The sequence below is a fragment of the Microbacterium sp. CH-015 genome (assembly GCF_049707015.1).
Classification (GTDB): Bacteria; Actinomycetota; Actinomycetes; order Actinomycetales; family Microbacteriaceae; genus Microbacterium; species Microbacterium aurum.
In genome coordinates, this window is the sequence record NZ_JBNAFJ010000013.1 from 39,970 (window position 1) to 57,592 (window position 17,623).

15 protein-coding genes are annotated in these 17,623 nt (G+C 65.9%); 9 read left to right on the forward strand and 6 right to left on the reverse strand.

All coding sequences use genetic code 11. From position 1 onward, the window contains the following. Positions 1–11 precede the first annotated feature (11 nt). Positions 12–1,136 (reverse strand): phosphoribosylformylglycinamidine cyclo-ligase, encoded by a 1,125-nt coding sequence (purM, locus tag ACPYN4_RS14265; protein WP_424446732.1) that lies wholly within the window; start codon positions 1,134–1,136, stop codon positions 12–14. Positions 1,137–1,204: 68 nt separating this feature from the next. Here purM and ACPYN4_RS14270 point away from each other — a divergent pair, with 68 nt between their 5' ends. Beyond that, positions 1,205–1,807 (forward strand): zinc-binding alcohol dehydrogenase, encoded by a 603-nt coding sequence (locus ACPYN4_RS14270; RefSeq protein ID WP_239279744.1) that lies wholly within the window; start codon positions 1,205–1,207, stop codon positions 1,805–1,807. Between the two features lie 141 nt (positions 1,808–1,948). Here ACPYN4_RS14270 and ACPYN4_RS14275 read toward each other — a convergent pair whose 3' ends face one another. After that, positions 1,949–2,272, reverse strand: coding sequence for a YtxH domain-containing protein (locus ACPYN4_RS14275; RefSeq protein ID WP_239279743.1), 324 nt, complete (start codon positions 2,270–2,272; stop codon positions 1,949–1,951). Positions 2,273–2,379: 107 nt separating this feature from the next. On the opposite strand from ACPYN4_RS14275, the gene ACPYN4_RS14280 reads away from it, so the two are divergent. Further along, a complete protein-coding gene (locus tag ACPYN4_RS14280; RefSeq protein WP_424446733.1) occupies positions 2,380–3,744 on the forward strand; it encodes an NAD(P)/FAD-dependent oxidoreductase in 1,365 nt (454 codons plus the stop codon). 327 nt (positions 3,745–4,071) lie between these two features. On the opposite strand, the gene ACPYN4_RS14285 is transcribed toward ACPYN4_RS14280, so the two are convergent. After that, positions 4,072–5,040, reverse strand: coding sequence for an SRPBCC family protein (locus ACPYN4_RS14285; protein WP_424446734.1), 969 nt, complete (start codon positions 5,038–5,040; stop codon positions 4,072–4,074). 1 nt (position 5,041) lies between these two features. After that, positions 5,042–5,422 carry an ArsR/SmtB family transcription factor gene (locus tag ACPYN4_RS14290; RefSeq protein ID WP_424446735.1) on the reverse strand — a complete coding sequence of 127 codons (381 nt, stop codon included), beginning with the start codon at positions 5,420–5,422 and terminating at the stop codon, positions 5,042–5,044. A gap of 186 nt (positions 5,423–5,608) precedes the next feature. On the opposite strand from ACPYN4_RS14290, the gene ACPYN4_RS14295 reads away from it, so the two are divergent. The 4 genes from ACPYN4_RS14295 to ACPYN4_RS14310 all read left to right on the forward strand — a co-directional run bounded on the left by ACPYN4_RS14295 (position 5,609) and on the right by ACPYN4_RS14310 (position 10,806). Beyond that, positions 5,609–6,436, forward strand: coding sequence for a TnsA-like heteromeric transposase endonuclease subunit (locus tag ACPYN4_RS14295; protein ID WP_239279739.1), 828 nt, complete (start codon positions 5,609–5,611; stop codon positions 6,434–6,436). Continuing rightward, positions 6,429–8,468 carry a Mu transposase C-terminal domain-containing protein gene (locus ACPYN4_RS14300; protein WP_424446736.1) on the forward strand — a complete coding sequence of 680 codons (2,040 nt, stop codon included), beginning with the start codon at positions 6,429–6,431 and terminating at the stop codon, positions 8,466–8,468. Before ACPYN4_RS14295 ends, ACPYN4_RS14300 begins: the two co-directional genes overlap by 8 nt. Beyond that, positions 8,465–9,514: a TniB family NTP-binding protein gene (locus tag ACPYN4_RS14305; RefSeq protein ID WP_239279737.1), complete on the forward strand. Its 1,050-nt coding sequence runs from the start codon at positions 8,465–8,467 to the stop codon at positions 9,512–9,514. Before ACPYN4_RS14300 ends, ACPYN4_RS14305 begins: the two co-directional genes overlap by 4 nt. 503 nt (positions 9,515–10,017) lie before the next feature. Then, positions 10,018–10,806, forward strand: coding sequence for a zinc-ribbon domain-containing protein (locus ACPYN4_RS14310; protein ID WP_424446740.1), 789 nt, complete (start codon positions 10,018–10,020; stop codon positions 10,804–10,806). A gap of 89 nt (positions 10,807–10,895) precedes the next feature. Here the strand turns inward: ACPYN4_RS14310 and ACPYN4_RS14315 are convergent, their stop codons facing one another. After that, a complete protein-coding gene (locus ACPYN4_RS14315) occupies positions 10,896–11,273 on the reverse strand; it encodes a hypothetical protein (protein WP_239279736.1) in 378 nt (125 codons plus the stop codon). 62 nt (positions 11,274–11,335) lie between these two features. Between ACPYN4_RS14315 and ACPYN4_RS14320 the strand changes: the two genes are divergently transcribed. The 3 genes from ACPYN4_RS14320 to ACPYN4_RS14330 are packed head-to-tail and all read left to right on the forward strand — an operon-like array spanning position 11,336 to position 16,229. Further along, the gene (locus ACPYN4_RS14320) at positions 11,336–11,617 is read left to right on the forward strand and encodes a helix-turn-helix domain-containing protein (RefSeq protein ID WP_239279735.1); all 282 of its coding nucleotides are present in this window, start codon (positions 11,336–11,338) and stop codon (positions 11,615–11,617) included. 40 nt (positions 11,618–11,657) lie between these two features. Continuing rightward, entirely contained in the window at positions 11,658–13,661 is a 2,004-nt protein-coding gene (locus ACPYN4_RS14325; protein ID WP_239279734.1) for a site-specific DNA-methyltransferase, read from the forward strand. A 3-nt stretch (positions 13,662–13,664) separates the two neighbouring features. Beyond that, on the forward strand, positions 13,665–16,229 hold the full coding sequence (locus ACPYN4_RS14330) for a DEAD/DEAH box helicase (RefSeq protein WP_239279733.1): 2,565 nt from the start codon (positions 13,665–13,667) through the stop codon (positions 16,227–16,229). 10 nt (positions 16,230–16,239) lie between these two features. On the opposite strand, the gene ACPYN4_RS14335 is transcribed toward ACPYN4_RS14330, so the two are convergent. Further along, positions 16,240–17,535 carry a hypothetical protein gene (locus ACPYN4_RS14335; protein WP_424446739.1) on the reverse strand — a complete coding sequence of 432 codons (1,296 nt, stop codon included), beginning with the start codon at positions 17,533–17,535 and terminating at the stop codon, positions 16,240–16,242. Positions 17,536–17,623: the final 88 nt, after the last annotated feature.

A 17,623-nucleotide genomic window follows, 5' to 3' on the forward strand; every position in this document is an offset into this window, starting at 1 on the left:
CGTTTCTGCGCCTACAGCGCCGATGACGCGTACGTGCCGACGAGGCGCACGGCACCGCCGCCGACGCCCTTGGCGCCCTCTTCGAAGTGTCCGTGGGCGTCGCCCGGGCGCGCGCCGTCGCTCACGACGCCGACCTGCCAGGTCGCGATGCCTTCGGCGCGGAGCGCGGATGCCGCGGCATCCGCCTTCTCGGCCGCCACCACCGCGAGGAAGCCGACGCCGAGGTTCCAGGTGCCCTCGGTGTCCTCCAGCCGCAGCCCGCCGAGGTCGGCGAGCACGCGGAACACCGGCAGCGGCGACCACGTCGAGCGGTCGAGCTCGGTCCAGGTGCCCTGCGGCAGCACGCGGGCGAGGTTCGCGGCGATGCCGCCCCCCGTGACGTGACTGAGAGAGTGGATGGCGCCGGGGACCTGCTCGATCAGCCGCAGGAGCGGCAGCGTGTACAGGCGGGTGGGCTCGAGGAGTTCCTCGCCCCACGTGCGGTCGAAGTCGGCCGCGTGCGCGCCGTAGCTGATGCCCTTGCCGGCGACGATGTGCCGAATGAGCGAGTATCCGTTGGAGTGGGGGCCGCTGGAGGCGAGTGCGAGCACCACGTCGCCGGGCTGGACCCGCTCGGCGCCGAGCACCTGATCGGCCTCGACGGCGCCGGTCGCCGCTCCCGCGACGTCGTAGTCGTTGATGCCCAGCAGGCCCGGGTGCTCCGCGGTCTCGCCGCCGACGAGGGCCGTGCCGGTCTGCTCGCACCCGAGGGCGATGCCGCGGACGATGTCGGCGATGCGCTCGGGGAAGACCTTGCCGCACGCGATGTAGTCGGTCATGAAGAGGGGCTTCGCGCCGACCACGACGATGTCGTCGACCACCATGCCGACGAGGTCCTGCCCGATCGTGTCGTGCTTGTCGATGGCCTGCGCGATCGCGACCTTCGTGCCGACACCGTCGGTGCTCGTCGCCAGCAGCGGCTTCGTGTATGACAGCAGCGCGGAGGCGTCGAACAGGCCGGCGAACCCGCCGACGCCGCCGAGCACCTCGGGACCGTGGGTACGCCGGACGGCCGACTTCATCAGTTCGACGGCGAGGTCTCCCGCCGCGGTGTCGACGCCGGCTTCGGTATAGGGGTTCTGTGGGGCCTGTGCCACCCGACCAGCCTACCCGGCCCGGGACAGGCACTCGCCCCGGCATCCGCTCGTCTGCCTAGGATGTCGGCATGGCTGCAGCGGCGGGACCGGAGTGGGTCGTGCGCGAAGACGCCGGACTTCCGGTGCTCGTCGCGCTGTACCTGCGCCAGGTGCTGGCGATCCGCTTCCCCGAGGAGCTGCCGCATCTGCGCGGCGTTCCGCCCACGACGGCCGGCGAGTACGACGATTCCGCGACGCTGGAGCGGCAATGGCGCGCGTACTGGGACATGACGGTCGAGCCGCAGGCGAACCCGTCGCCGGTGCCGCTCGAGCTCGTCGACGGGTTCGACATGCTCGTCGCGCTGCCGGTGGAGGGCTTCGCGGAGCTGCAGGCGGCGATCGCGCCGCACGGGGCGGATGCCGTGGCGTTCGCCCGAGCGGCCCACGCGCGCTATCGGGCGGGCCTGGGCACGGGAGCGTCCTACCGTGCGTACGCCAGCGCGATCGCCGAGCACGAGCGCGCCGTGGGACGGCGCGCGCACTCGTTCGAGCTCAACGTGCAGGTGCTGCCGTTGACCCAGCGCGGGGTGTGGTGGATCGGCGCGCTCACCGTCGCGGTGACCGACGGGCTGCGCGGCGACATCGCGGCCTTCGACGCCGCCATCGGCCCGGTCATCGCCGACATCGCCTAGCCCGGGTCGCGGTCGCTCCCCCGGTCGTTGAGCGGTCGCTCCCCGGTCGTTGAGCGAGCGCAGCGAGACGAAACGCCCGACCCGACCCGCTCCCCGGTCGTTGAGCGAGCGCAGCGAGACGAAACGCCGTAGCCCGCCGGCTCAGCCCTCCGGCGTCGTTACATGCTCGACGTCGACGCGCACGTCGCGGGTGCGGCGGCCGACGGTGCGGTCCAGCAGGAGGGCGACGGCGCCGCCGAGCGCAATGCCGACCGGGATGCCGAACAGGCACAGGAACCCGAACACCTGGGTCGAGGAGTACTCCACGCCGGTGCTGGCGCTCGCCTGATCGGTGCCGTGGAAGGCGAACGTGAGGATGAGGGCGGCGAGGATGCCGAGGGCTGCTCCCGCGGCGAGGAACACCCCGTAGCGCGGGCTGCGGCGCAGCTGCACGGTCTCGAGGTGGTGCTCGGGCGCGGACGTCATGAGTCCATTGTCCCACCGCGCGCTGGATCCGGCGCGCGGGGGTCCGGCCGGCGCAACAGACAGCGGCACGTTGGGGAGGACCGGGCGGGCGAGAGTAGCGTGGAAGCATGGCAGTCCCTCACGTCGTCATCATCGGGGGCGGGTTCGCCGGCATCTCGGCCGCCCGCGCGCTGCGCAAGGCTCCGGTCCGGGTGACACTCGTCGACCGCCGCGTCTACAACACGTTCCAGCCGCTGCTCTACCAAGTGGCCACCGGAGGCCTGAACCCCGGCGACGTCACCCACTTCCTGAGGAGCCTGCGGGTCCGTCAGCGCAACCTCGACGTCGTGCACGAGCACCTGATGGAGATCGACCACGACGCCCGCACCGTGCGCCTGTTCGACGGCGAGACTCTCTCGTACGACTACCTCGTCATCACGACCGGCGTGACGACGGCCTACCACGGGACGAAAGGCGCGAAGGAGAACTCGTTCGCCGTCTACTCCCGGTCGCAGGCGATCGCGATCCGCGATGCGCTGTTCACCCGGCTCGAGCGCGCCGCGGTGCGCCCCGAGCGGCACAAGGGCCTCTCGGTCGTCGTCATCGGCGGCGGTCCCACAGGGGTCGAGATGGCCGGTGCCCTCGCCGAGCTGCGCGATCAGGGCCTCGAGCCGGCATACCCCGAGCTCGACGGCGCGGCCTTCCGCATCACCCTCGTGCAGCGCAGCGAGATCCTGAAGCCGTTCACCCCGAAGCTGCGGGACTACGCGGCGGCGCAACTGCGCCACCGCGACGTCGCGCTGCGGCTGGGCGCCGGGGTGCAGGAGGTGCGGAAGGACTCGGTGATCCTCTCCGACGGCACCGAACTGGCATCCGACCTCACCGTCTGGGCCACCGGCGTCGCCCCGCACGAAGAGGTGCGCGAGTGGAGTCTGCCGCTCGACGACGGCGACCGCATCCGCGTCGGAGAGGATCTGCAGGTGTTCGGGATGCCGGGCGTGTACGCCGCCGGCGATGTCGCTGCCACGCCGCAACAGCTCCCCCAGTTGGCGCAGCCGGCGATCCAGGGCGGCGCGCACGTCGCGCGTCAGATCCTGCGGGCGATCGCGGGCGAGGAGGGCGAGCCGTTCTCCTACTACGACAAGGGTCAGCTCGCCATCATCGGGCGCCGCTCCGCGATCGGCGAGGTGCCCGGCATCGCGAACCTGCCGATCCTGCACCGCATCCGTCCGCTGCAGCGGATTCCCCTGCTGCGCGCGACGATCCCGCTGACCGGCACGATCGCCTGGTTCGTCTGGCTGTTCGTCCACATCGCGAGCCTGCTCGGACCTCGCAACAAGCTCACCGTCATGGTCGGGCTCATCGCGCGCTACGGTGCGCACCTGTGGCGCACCCCGGTGCCCATCGTCGGCGACGTTCCCGCGATCCGCCCGCACCGCGTCGCCCGCACCCCCCGCACCGGTTCGGCGCCCGGCGCCTCAGCTGACGCCTGACGCCTGACACCCGAGCCGAGGCCGCGGCGCGTGGCGAGCCTCGGCCGAGCGCATCCCGCTCGCGCTATCGAAATCGGCATCCGCTATCGATACTTTCGGCCGCGCGTGCCACGTTCGGCCGCGCGTACCGCTCCCGGCCACCACGTCAGCCGCGCATCCCGGATCCGCCGCCGTCCCGCTCGCCAGCCCGTATCGAGCCGCCGACGTCGCAAAAGCAGGCTGAATCAACCTCCGGCGGGCGCACGGCCCCGGGAGATGTCGATCCAGCCTGCTTTTCGCACGGCACGGCGCCGCGAACCGGCCCGCCGACCAGCCGACCGGCCGACCTCAGCGCGCCGCGAGCACCGTCTCCTCCAGTCGCGCGTACGAGGCCTCCATGCCGTCGGTCATGCCGGTGGCGAGGATCATGTCGCGCGTCTCCTTGTCCGGATACTCGATCACGAGGGTGACGAGGGTCGCGCCGTCCTCCTCGTACAGCTGCATGTCGTTGAGCGTGCCGGGGCCGTTCATCCCGATCATCTTCTCGGTCGTGACCTCCCGCCACTGCGGCTCGCTGAGGACCGTCTCGCCCTCGAAGCCGAAGCGCGTCGACTCGTCGTCGCCCTGCTGCCAGACGTAGCGGTAGGTGTCGCCGACGGTGCACTCGACCATCTGCCAGCCGTCGGGACCCAGCATCCACTTCTCCATCAGCGCGGGCTCGTGGTGCGCGCGCCAGACGAGTTCCTGCGGGCCGTCGATCAGCCGGGTGATCCGCACGTGCTGGTCGTCGAGGATCTCGGTGCGCGTGCCCTTGCCCTGCGCGTATTCGCGGAGCGAGACCAGCACGGCATCGAGCTGGTCCATGGCCATGCGCGAGCCCTCGACCGCGCCCATTGCGACGACCTGCTCGAGCGCCTCGTGGGAGGGGAAGTAGGTCACGTTGGTGAGGCGCGACCCGGCATCCGTCTGCTCGAACGTGAACGTCATGCGCATCGACGGGAATCCGTCGAGCTTCTCGCCGTCCTCGCCGACGAACGCGTCGAGCACCTCGAAACTGCGGCCCTCGTCGACGTTCAGGACCTCCCACGACCCGCCGGAGCGCTCCCCCTGCGGGCTCGTCATGTGGTAGTCGACGCGGCCGCCGGGGCGCAGGTCGAACGTGGTGAACGTGGCGGGCCAGCCGGGAGGACCCCAGAAGCGCTCGAGCTGGCGCGGGTCGGTGAACGCGTTCCAGAGCCGATCGACGGATGCCGCGGTATCCGCCACCAGCGTCATCGTGAGGTTCTCGGGGTCGGTGGTGATGTCGGTGACGGGCATGTCAGTCTCCTTTGTCGGGCGTGCGGTCGGTGGACGTGGCGTGTGGGTCGGGCCCGGCGAGCAGCGCATCGAGGCGGTCGATGCGGGCACGCCAGAGCTCTTCGTAGCGGGCGAGCAGCGCGCGGGCGCGGGCGATCATGGCAGGGTCCGCGCGGACGAGGCGCTCGCGTCCCTCGGCCCGCTTGACGATGAGGCCGGCGGCCTCGAGCACGGCCACGTGCTTCTGCACCGCGGCGAAGGACATGTCGTAGTCCGCCGCGAGCGCCGACACGGACTGCTCCGCGGCGATCGTGCGCCGCAGGATGTCGCGCCGCGTCGCCGCGGCCAGGGCGTGGAACACGCGGTCGGTCGCATCGTCACTCAACTCAGTTTGTACAACCATTTGGTTGTACGTTACGACCGCGGATGCCGAGTGTCAACCCTTCTCGTGTCGGGAACCGCTTTGAGTGACACAAGAGCTCTTTACCTGACATAGGTCGGGGATTTGGTGACACAGAATGTCACTTCGATCCGCGAGTCGCGCGTGTCGCGCGTGTCGCTGCGTATAGACCGGTGCCAGGAGGTCCCGATGCGCCCGGTCGACAGTGCGAAGCAGATCACGATGCGGCGTCGCTCGCCGTTTACTGAGGTCCACTGGGTGCCGCGCTCGATGGAACACCCCTCTCGTCGCTCCACCGTTCGCCAGGAGTACGCGATCGCCAGACGCGACGTTGGAGACCTGGACTGGGCGTCAATCGATCCAATGCGTGTTCGCACGTCGAAGGGTGTCCGGCATCGCTTCACGAACTCGATGTACTTCTGGCAACGCACGCGTAGTCACGTCTGGTGTGAGTCCCAGGAGGAGCGTTGGGAGTTGTTGTGGCTCGACTATGGCGGCCAGGTCGAGCGTCTGTGGGCGCAGCCCCTGGCGATCGCGTTTGGGCACGGTTCGCGGCTCGCCGGATACTCGCACGTTCCTGACTTCCTGGCGCAGCTCATAGACGGCAGCTACGGACTGCTCGATGTCCGCCCGCAGGAACAGCTGAAGATCGAAACGCGTCTCCAGTTCGACGAGACCGCGATGGTCTGCGAGACGCTCGGCTGGCACTATCGCGTACTCGCCGGTCACGACGCGCTTGCGACACGGAACCTCGACTGCTTGTCGGCTTCGCGCCATGAACGCTGTGCACCAGCTCCAGGAGTCGAATCGCTGATCCTCGATGCCGCAAGGGACGGGCGGACGCGACGGGAGTTGTGCGAGATCGCGTCACCCGAGTGCCCACCACTTGCGGCCGCTTGGGTCGACAACCTGGCGTGGCGCCGTCTTCTCCACCTGGATCTCGCGAAGGTCTTTAGCAGCGACACCATCTTCACGACATCGGCACGAATCCGGGAGGGAGCCGGCACCAATGCATGAGGAGCACAAGCTGCGGCTCGGCGACATCGTAGAGATCGACGGGGAGGCGTGGGCTTGGGAAGGAGTACGTCGCGGCAGCGAGGCCAAGCTGCGCCGCGAGGGGACCGACGACGACTGGATGGTCATCTCGGTTCCCGAGTTACTTGCGCACGCGGGGAGCGCGAGACGTGATGCGGGTGTTCCGCTGCGGACTTCAGCGGGCGACTGGCCGAGCGATGTGCTGGACATGGAGAAGCACCTGCTTGAAGCATTCCAGGGGATCCCGATGGATCCGACTGCAATCGGACCGCGCCCGCAGTACAACCCTGCCGCCACGACACAGGAGCAGCGGATCGCGTCGAAGATCACAGAGATGGCCGGCACATCATTGGCTCGCTCTCGGAAGGCTCTGTTCAACTTTTGGAACGTGTATCGATCGCACGGTGTCGCCGGGCTCGACGCCCGCATGCACCGAAAGGGCACTCGGAGGCTTGCGATCGCAAAGGCAGACCCGCGTTTGGTCGCCGTCATCGACCGCGTCCTCGACGATCGCAGGGACATGCCGACAACCACTCGACGGCACTGCGCGTTGTTGGTGCGTCGGATGCTCGAGAGCATGTACCCGGGCGACTCGGTCTGCGATATCAAGGGCACGACGTTGCAGGGCTACATCAATGAGCGCGACGCGGGTCGGTACAGCTTTGACAAGGCGACGACTCGGCGCACCGCTGCGAACAGTCCGGATCGTCAGCACTTCTCCGGCAACGCCTTCCGACTTGGCGCGGTCTGTGAGATCGACTCGACGCTGCTGGATGTGCAGGTGTGGGATGACAAGGGCAACACGTATCGCCCCACGGCCACCGTGCTGTTCGATGTCGCGAGTAGGGTGCCTCTGGCGTGGGCGATCCACGCCGACTCGCCGAACGGTTTCGACCACGCGTTGCTGCTGGCTCGCGCGATCGTAGGGCGCAAGGCGATCCCGGGATCGGCGGCGGCCGTATTGTCTGGATCGGCGACGCTTCCGGTCGCGTTGATGAAGCAGGTCAACCCCTACCTCGATGACGACTCGCTGGCAGTGCCGTGGATCTTCCCTCACGCGATCACCATCGACGGTGGCGCCGACTTCCGCTCTGCGACGTTCGAGGCCGCGTGTCGCGCGTTCGGCATCACGCTGGTGCTTGCTCCGCCGAACACCCCCACTGTGAAGCCGCACGTCGAGCGAAACTTCGGAACCACTTCGACGAGCTTCGCGACCTGGCTGGCCGGCGCGACTGGCAGTTCGGTCGCGAACAGAGGCAAGCGGGACAAGCCGACGCTCACGCTGGACTCGGTGCGGCTCGCCTTCGAGACGTGGATCACGACGGTGTACCTGAACACGCAGCACGGCGGGTTGAAGTCTCCGTTGTTCCCGGGTCGAGAGTGGACTCCGAACCAGATGTACGCAGCCCTGTTCGAGGTCGGCCCCGGCGTGCAGTTGCCGTTCCGCGCGGAGGACTTCTTCGCCCTACTGCCAACGAAGCCGCGCGTGATCAGCAGCGAGGGCATCGAGCTCGACAACCGCACCTACGACTCGCCGCTGCTCGCCGAACTACGAGACCGATCACTGACCGGTGCGGCCGCTGGTTCTACCCGGGCGCGCAAGTTCGACATCAGCTATGACCCCTACAACTCCAACGCCGTCTGGGTGCGCCACCCCGAGACCGACGAATGGATCGAGTGCTGGGACACCGCGCTCGACGACAAGGTGGCGTGGATGGCCGCCGAAGCCGCCGTGAAGCTGGTCGAACAGTTCGGCACCGGCGAGTCCGACGAAACGCCGCGAAGAGTGGAACTCCTTGACGAGATCGAACGTCGAGGGCGCAGCGACAAGCGCGCCCGCAACCGGCACGTCAAAGCCCAGGCAGCCGCGTCGGCAGCGCTCGGTCCTGCGGATCCCGCGACCGAGCCGGAGCCGATCGACCTGGACAGATGGTCTGACCCAGCGGACGTCAACGACATTGACTGGGATTCACCCGACTACGACATCGTCACGGTGAAGGAGATCGGAACGTGATCATCGAGCCTCTGGTTCTTCACCACGACCGCAAGACCACCCTGCCAGGGCTCCGCGAGGCATTCACCGCTCTCCCACCCTCACCGCCAACGCTGTCGTTTGCTGAATATGCTGCACTGCCCGCTGAAGTCCGCGACACATACGATCTCGCGCGTGATGACTTTCTGCGCCTCACGTTGCGCGTGCCCACCCCAGAGCAGGACACGTGCGCCAGGATCCTCACCCGCCTCATCGCGTCCAATCCGCGACGGAAGAACTCCCGCCGCGGGCTGATGATCTCCGCACCGATGTTCTATGGCAAGACCGAGTTGGCGTTGCTCCTCGCCCGGTCGATTGAGCAGGCGCATGCCCGCCGCCACCCTGAATACGCCCGCTGGGGAGAGGTCCCCGTGGTGTGGGTCGAGATGACGGATAACTCCACCGGGAAGGCGCTGCTTGGCCAAATCATCCAGTTCCTCAGCCCCACCGTTGGGGTGAACCGAAACGACAACACCGACAAGCTCCGGCGGGTGGCCGTAGACCTCCTGCACGCTCACGGCACCAAGCTGTTGGTCATCGACGAGGCCCACAAACTGGGGGGCGCTGAGCCTTCAAGCATCATCAAGGCACTGCAGAACGAGTCGGCCGCCACCATCCTCCTGGTGGGGATTGACCTGGCAGGCAGGACCGCGTTCGGGGGTGGCGACGGCCTCCAGGTCACGATGAGGTGCGACAAGGTTGAACTCCGCAGGATTGACGGCAAGAAGGAAGAAGACAGGGCGTTGTGGAGGCGCTGGGTCGCGATCTTCGACCGCAATCTCCCCCTATGCGGCCACTCACCGGGCACCCTCACACGCAACGACAACGCCCTACGCAATGCCGCGGGCGGCCAACTGTCCGTGCTCGCGATGATCATGGAGCGTCTGGTTGCCAGCATTCTGGACGACGCGGCACGCACCGACGAGATGGTCACCCGAGAACGACTGTTTGACGTGCTGGACGGGTTGCGACACACCACCCCTGTCCGACACAAAGTCAAGATCGACGACTTGGTCGATGTCGCATGAGCGGCGATCTCGCCTGGCCCATTCGGCCGAAGTGGCATCGCTACGAGTCGCCATCTTCATACGCGAGACGCCAATGCGAAGCGTCTGGGGTTCCGATTGAGCTCGTCGAGAGACGCCTCACGACACCAAGACAGCAGAACCTGAAGCGAGTCTGGGCAAACCAACTCGCTGCGGGGGCACTCGTGGAGGTATCCGCTGGACGCCCCGTCGGCCACTTCGCGAGACTGCAGTCGCTCGCGCAGCCCGACCCTCACGGAGCGTACCCGCAGCGGTATCTCTGCAGGCTTTGCGCTGCTGGGGAGCACATAGAGCAGGTACCTCATGATCGCGAGAACTGGTGCCTCAAACACTCCGGCGTCATGGTCTGGACGGGAGTAGGTACCTCACCAACATCACAGCCGATCTTTGTTTTCGACCGAACGCAGGCACGCGCCGAACGGGAGTATCGGCGCATCGCCTCCCAGACCCGCAGATACACCGGCCTCCACGCACGGGTGTGGGAGATGGTACGAGACAACGCATCCCTGACGGAGCGCGGCCACCATCAGCACGCACCGATTCACGTCGCCGACGACCGAGAGACAGTGGGCCGCGCATCGCTTTATCCAGCGACCGTTGCCGTCCTTCGACTGCTCTCCGATGCCACGACGGTCGAGGGGTGGTGCAAGCTTCCGCCCGAAGCTCTGCGCGGTGCCATCGCGGCGGACCTGCCGCCTCTCGGCTGCCCCGTAGACACCTTGATCGAGCGAATAGTTCTCTGGTTGCGGCCACACCGCAGAAAGAACAAGCGCACGAGATGCGCCACTCTCTTTAAGCCACTCGATGCCGTCGACGCTGCCGCCATCATTGACGTGACTGCCCCCTACCCGTCTTGGATTAGGCGCAATCCAGCCGCGATCGCGGAGTGGGCTTGGGGCCTCTGCGACCCCAGAACGGACCCCTGGGAGGGGCATAGGATCTCGCAGACTGCGGTCTGGGCTTGCGACGAAGGGCACAGGTGGAAGACCAGTCCCTCCGTTCGCGGCCTCTCCGGGAGCGGATGTCCATATTGCGCGGGCCAGAGAGTATGGCCAGGACACACTGATCTCCGCACTACTCATCCGCGCATCGCAGCCGAGTGGGACGGCGTGCGCCGCAACGCTGGTGATCCCGATCACGTCGCGGCCAAATCGAACCGCCGCATCCACTGGCGGTGTCGGCGCGGGCACCGTTGGGAGGCAACCATTCGTGAGCGAGCGTTAGACGGCGCGGGGTGTCCATGCTGCGATAGCACCCACACTCTTGCGGAGTGAACCTGTAGGTAGGAAGCGGAGGGCCGGGCCCGCCGAGAAGCCGCAGGAGCGCAAATGCAGCCCTGGTCGGTGACTCCGACCAGACGCTCCTAGTCGCGCTGCACGAACGCCGGGCTCCCAGGGCGAATGACCGAATCGACGCCTGAGATGAAGCTGATGGCGCCCACCCGCGTCCAGTACTGCAAGAGCCAGTCCCGCAACAGCTGCAACTGTGCCTCCTGAGTGGCGCGTGGCCGTCCAGGGTCTTCGATCACAGTCAACCAGTCGTCCGGCTCGAACATTGAGTCGAGCAACTCGGTGGCCGTTGGTCCCTCTCGATGCTCGTCCCACCACTCACAGGTGGCCTCGTACGCATGACGTGCTGTGGACGACCCATTTGGCTCCGAGACGATGCCGATCAGCATCTCAAGGAACGGATCGCGCGCGACCATCTGGAATGCCCGCACATCGACGAGGTCGAATCCCATAAGCGAGAGAATGCCATACAGGTTAGGCCTTGCAGAGGAGGCCTCGCGGCCAGCCTGAAAGGGTGCGCAACGTTCCGTCCTCCGACTCGGATTGGGGTGCGTACGCCCGCGAGATCGGGACGAACATTCAACGTCAGCGCCTCACTCGCGGATATAGCCAGGATCGTGTCGCATACGAAGCGAACCTCAGCAGGTATACCTTCCAGAAGCTCGAGAAGGGCGAGTCTCGACCGGACTCAGCCGCCAATCCTCGTCTGATGACGCTACTCGCGATTGCACAAGTGCTCGACGTGGAGCTGAGCGATCTGCTTCCCCCGCGCGCCCCCGACCTGACCCTGCGGTAGCCGCCAGGCTCACGCCAACGGCGCCGGTACGGTGTAACACGTGGCCCATGTCGACAACCTCATCGAGCGAATCCCCGATCCTCACCTCAGGGCGCAGATCGCTCAAGAGGTGGCCAAGCTCGTCGAGCACAAGGACTTCGGCCTCGTCTTCCAGCGCCACCTTCCCGAAGACCTTGAGGTTCCCGGAACCAGGCCCCGGCGCGGCGACATCGTGCGAATTCGCGCCGATGCCGACAAGCAGAACTACGTCGTGCTCTCGGCCCGGGGCGGTGCCGCGTCGGTCATTGCAGTGGACGCGGCGAAGCAGACGATCGAAGGAAGCGAACCCGCAACGCACCCACACGACGAACTCGTCGTTGTCAAGGACTTCAGCGTGCCGATCTACCCCGGCCTGGAAGCGCTCGGCGAGATCAGTCGGGGCGGCGACAAGCCGACACACGTCGTGATCGAGGGCGAGAACTACTATGCGCTGGAGACGCTGCTCTACACCCACGAGAGCAAGGTCGATCTGATCTACATTGACCCGCCCTACAACACCGGCGCGGATGACTGGATCTACAACGACCGGTTCGTTGCGAGCACTGACGCGTACAGGCACTCGAAATGGCTGTCGTTCATGGAGCGGCGACTCATTCACGCAAAGCGTCTATTGACGGACACCGGGGTGATCATCGTCGCGATCGGAGACGACGAGCACCACCGGCTGCGGATGCTCCTCGATCAGGTATTTGGCGAGCAGAACTTCGTCGGGAACATCGTGTGGCAAGGAGGAGGGTCGTCACTTTCACGGTTCCACGCGGGCGGAATCGACTACATGCTCGTATACGCGCGCGACATGTCGGCTCTCACCGATTCCGGCGTGCGCTGGAAAGTGGAAAAAGACGGCCTACAGGACGTTCTCGACGCCGCTGCTGAAGCGTGGGAGAAGTCCGAGCACGACTCTGAAGCTGCGTCGCGCCTGCTGTCGTCGTGGTGGAACAGGAACAAGTCCAAGTACGATCCCGGGCTGGGCGACAACGTCAAGGTCGACAGCGACGGAACCGCCATCAAGGTTGGTGACTTGAGCAACAGCTTGCCAAGGCCCAACCTTCGCTACTCGATCACGGATCCTGCGACGGGCGTCGTCTACGAGCCCCCAGAGAACGGGTGGCGCTTCAAGCGCGAGTTGATGGACGAGATGATCGCCACAAACCGCGTCTTGTTCGGAGTGCGCCCTCGACTGAAAACACCGCTCCGCGATATGTCGATGCGGAGCGTGATGCCGAGCTTCTACAAAGATCGGCGCTCAGCAAGTCAGCACTTGAGCTCCGTGCTCGGCTCGAAGGAGTTCCCCTTTCCGAAGGATGTAGACGTTCTCGCGCGGTGGATCTCCATCACCACCCAGCGATCGACCGAGGCTGTGGTGCTCGACTTCTTCGCCGGCACGGGTTCGACCGTAGAAGCCGTCATGCGTCTGAATGCGCAGGATGGCGGCCGGCGGCAGGCAATTGTCGTCACGAACAATGAACTCTCCTCGAAGGCAGCCGCTGGTCTGCGAGCAGGCGGCCACCGCCCCGGTGACCCCGAGTGGGAGGCGCAGGGCGTCTCGGCCAAGGTCACCCGACCTCGCATCGAGACTGTTGTATCGGGCGTCCGAGCCGACGGCTCAGTCTTCTCAGACGGACACGACGAGAACGTCGCGTTCTTCAAGCTCACGTACGAGGACGAGAACCTCGTTGCGCTCGGGCGCCGGTTCGACGCGGTAGCACCGCTGTTGTGGCTGAAGGCTGGCGGGTTCGGACCGGTTGTGCGGCGAAGGGGAGACGCGCTCTGGGCGCTCCCGAGCGGTGCGGTCTACGGAGTGTTGTTCGCACCTGCCCACGCGCGGGCGTTCGCTGAACTGATTGCGGTGCATGATCGCGACCTGCGGCACGTGTTCGTGGTTACGGACTCGGAGAGTGAGTTTCAGGAAGCCGTGGCCTACCTGCCGCCCGATCTGCGGCTCGAGACGACGAGGCTGTATGCCGACTACTTGCGCTCCTTCGAGATCAATGGGAAGGGCTGAGGCGTGAAGTTCCACCTCCTCGACTTTCAGCGCACCGCATCAGAGGCGCTCATCACGGAGATCAAGAAGGCGCAAGCGCGCTACGACAACGACTCGGAGTTGCTCGGCGCGGTCGTGTTGGAGGCGGCAACGGGAGCCGGGAAGACTGTGATCGCCACGTCGATCATTGAGCAGCTGATCTTCGGGTCTGACTTCACGGATCCCATCGAGGGAACCACCATCCTGTGGGTGACGAACGATCCGAGCCTCAACGCCCAGACGGCGCGCAAGATGCAGGAGGCCAGCGAGAAGATCAGCGACATTCGCCTTATCGGGCAGGGCGCCTCGTTTGACGAGGAGTACTTCGAGGCAGGCGCCATCTACTTCCTCAACACACAGGCCGCCTCGGCGTCTGCGCGCATCACGAAACGGTCCGACAATCAGCGACACACGATCTGGGAGACCATCGCCAACACCGTGCGATTGCGCGGGAGCCGCTTCCTGGTGGTCGTCGATGAGGCGCATTACGGAGTGACGGAGAAGCCGGGCGGCTCTCCGACCGTCGTGAGCAAGATCATCAACGGCGAGGTCCCGATCCCCGTGTTCGTCGGGATCTCGGCCACCGCACAACGACTGAACAAGGCACTCGAGCAGCAGAATCGGTTCCGAAAGAACTACGTCGTTCCGATCGAGAAGGTGCGTGACTCCGGGCTCGTCAAGGACCGGATAGTGCTCGCGCCGGCAGCCGTGCAGGGAGAGGTCACCGCGGACACGACGTTCGTTCGTCTGGCGGTGCAGAAGACACTCGAGTTCGAGCAGCGTTGGGCGTCCTACGCGGAGCAGCAGGGGGAGGCAGCGGTGAAGCCGGCGCTTGTCGTCCAGCTCCCCGATCAGCGTTCCGACGATGGCGAGTTCCTTGAGCTCGTGCGAGCAGTGATCGATGCCATCACCCAGGAGTGGCCCGGGCTCGTCGCGTCAAACATCGTGCACACGTTCGCCGAACGTGCCCCGATCGATCTCGGACCGCATCGGGCGGTGCGCTACATGCCCCCGCAGGACATCCAGGATGCGACTCACGTGCGTGTCGTGCTGGCGAAGAATGCGATCACGACCGGTTGGGACTGTCCTCGCGCGGAGGTGCTCGTCTCGCTCCGCGCGTCGGTTGACTACACGCCGATCGCGCAGCTGATCGGTCGGATCGTTCGTCAGCCGCTCGCCAGGCGGATCGCGTCAGATGAGTCGCTGAACCGTGTCCAGGCGTACCTCCCGCGGTTCGACCGAAAGACAGTCATGCAGGTCGTTGGCCAGTTCGCCGGAGGGGAGGCGGGCGCAACCGCAGAGGTCGTGCGCCTGACCCTTGACTATCACGCGCCCAGCGGGATGGAGGCGGCGTTGAAGGTGCTCGCTGAACTGCCCACCTATGTGGTCCCCTCTCAGTCATCCGCACCGGATGTGCGGCGCCTCCATGCGCTGGCGACACTTCTCGAGAACGATGGGGTCCGGCCGAACGCCGCCGCCCACGCTCGAGCGTTCCTCAATGGCAAGCTCGACGATGAACGAGGGAAGCTCGACGCATCCGGCGAACTCGAGTCAAAGCGCGAGGCGGTGTCTAGCGCGTCGGTGTTCGAACTGCTGACCTCGATCGACGGGTCGGTCATCGACGGCGAGCGACTCGTGACCGGCACCCGCCTCGACGCCAAGAACATCGATGATGTCTTCAAGCGTGCGAGCCGCGCGCTCAAGGACGGCACTGCCGAGGCGTATTGGGCCTACCTCGTCGATAGAGATCCCGACGAGGACCCGATCGAAGCGAAGATCACGGTCGCAGCCCTCGCGCTCACCGAACACGTCGTGGACAACGTCGAGACCGCGGCGGCATCACTCGTTGCTGATTGGTTCAAGCAGCATGCGAAGGCGATCTCCCTTCTCCCTGAGGCTGACCGGTCGCGTTACGCACGCATCCAGGCGGAAGCGAAGGAGCCGGCACAGCGCCCGGGCATCATCGTCGACGGAACGATCGAGGACGCAGTATCGATCCGGATGGAGCCCGACTCATCCGACACACAACTCCGCGCCGACATCCGTGACGATGAAGCAAACCGCTGGCCGAAGCACCTCTATCAGGACGGCGACGGTCGCTATTGGAAGAAGCCAACTGCGACCGACGGGCTCGAGCGGAAGGTGCTCACAACCGAACTCGAGGAACCCACCCTCGTGGCTTGGTACCGTAACCCGACTGGCGGCGACCGAGCGCTGTGCATCCCCTACCGCGACAGCGGAACAGGGTCTTGGGCCCGACTCTTCCCCGATTTCGTGACGTTCCACGATGTCGGTGGCGGCATCCGACCGACGATCATCGATCCGCACGGCATTCACTTCGGGGACTCAGCCGACAAGCTGCGGGGCTATCTCGACTATGCCGACGACCACGCGGTCGAGTACCGCGCGATTTGGCCCATCACGCAGATCGAGGGGAAGACGCTCTTGCTATCCGTTCATGACGCCGCGACGCGCACCACCGTGCGCGCTGCCCTGGATGCCGGCGAGAGCGTTGAGGCCATCTTCCGGTCGCACGGGATCGCGTACTGAACGCAGCCCCTCAATCGTCGAGGTCACCCTCTCCAAGCTCTGCGTCGATGTCAGTCGAGCGCCGCGACTCGAACGTCGGCGCCGTGCGAACCTGCGTCTGCAGCTTGTCCTTGATTCGCGCAATGAGCAGATCGCGTCGCGCGTCGTAGAAGTCTAGGAAGCTGTCGGCGTCGTGCGGCAGAACGCTCGGCAGAGCATTGGCCTTCACGAATGCTGCGTGCTCATCGGCTCCGGGGTAGTGCTCGACCACCCAGGAGTCCGGCGCCGTGTCGGACTTGCCGATGTTCTCTGGGCCCGGCAGCAGTTCCAAGTTCGGCAGCAGGTCTCGTCTGCCGACAAGCTCCTCCACGAACTCATCGCTGTAGCGGCGAACGCCTTCGGAAGACTTCGACGTCTTCAGCGCACGGGCATCAAGTTGCGCCTGCGGGAACACGTGATCGACGTGATACTGCATTCGCGTGTCGACGTGATCGAAGAGAGTTGCCAACACTGCCCAGGTGCGTCCGCCGCCGTAGGCGAGCCCGAGAATGTCTTCGATGAGGGCGTCGGTCACTTCGAGCGACTTTCCCCGTCGCGCCATCACTTGCTCGATTGTGGCCAGTGGGAATGCCTCCGCGCCGTCGCTCCGCAGCACTTCGCGGAGATCGCGCAAGAGCGTGTCAAGGCCTGATCCCCACACGCCGCGGACAATCAGCGAACGCAGCACCCACGAGCGCAACGCGGCGCGATCCTCGCGGTCATCCTTCTTGTCGGAGACGCGGTATGACGGCGTGAGCCCTCGGCGATGCACGTAGTACGCGACCGGGATGAGCACGCTATCGGCCGTCAACGTGCCGCCCGACAAGCCGAAGTCCGCGAGCAGCTCGGCCGCGATGCGCAGCGAGGTGCTGATGTCGTCCCATCTCGACTCAAGGCGAGCCATGTTCGCGGTCGTGAAGTTCTTCACCTTGAAGCCGACATCTCCGACATCGGCCAGCACGAGCCCAGACTTCAGCACCGTGTCCTGTGAGAAGTCGAACCCCTGGCCGGTGGTGTTCAGCGCATCCACCAGGTCGTGGACGGCCGCGCGAGCATCCTTCTCCTTCCATTGGGCAGTTGCGATCGACATGAGCAGATCGCTGTAGGAGAGAACGGTGCCTCCCGAGTTCACACGGACGAAGATGTCGAGAACGCGCTCGATGTCCTGGTCGGTCTCCTCGTAGAAATGCAGACTCTGGTTGTGGTGGACCTCCTGCCAGAGGAGGCTGATCATCTCCACAGCCTTGGCCTCGTTGCCGACGCCGTACTTCACAGGGATCTGTGCCATCTGGTAAGCCTGGCGCTTGACCCCTGATCTTGGACACGCTGATTCCAGCACGGCGCTGGGGAAGCGAGAATCCAAGGGATGGCTAGGA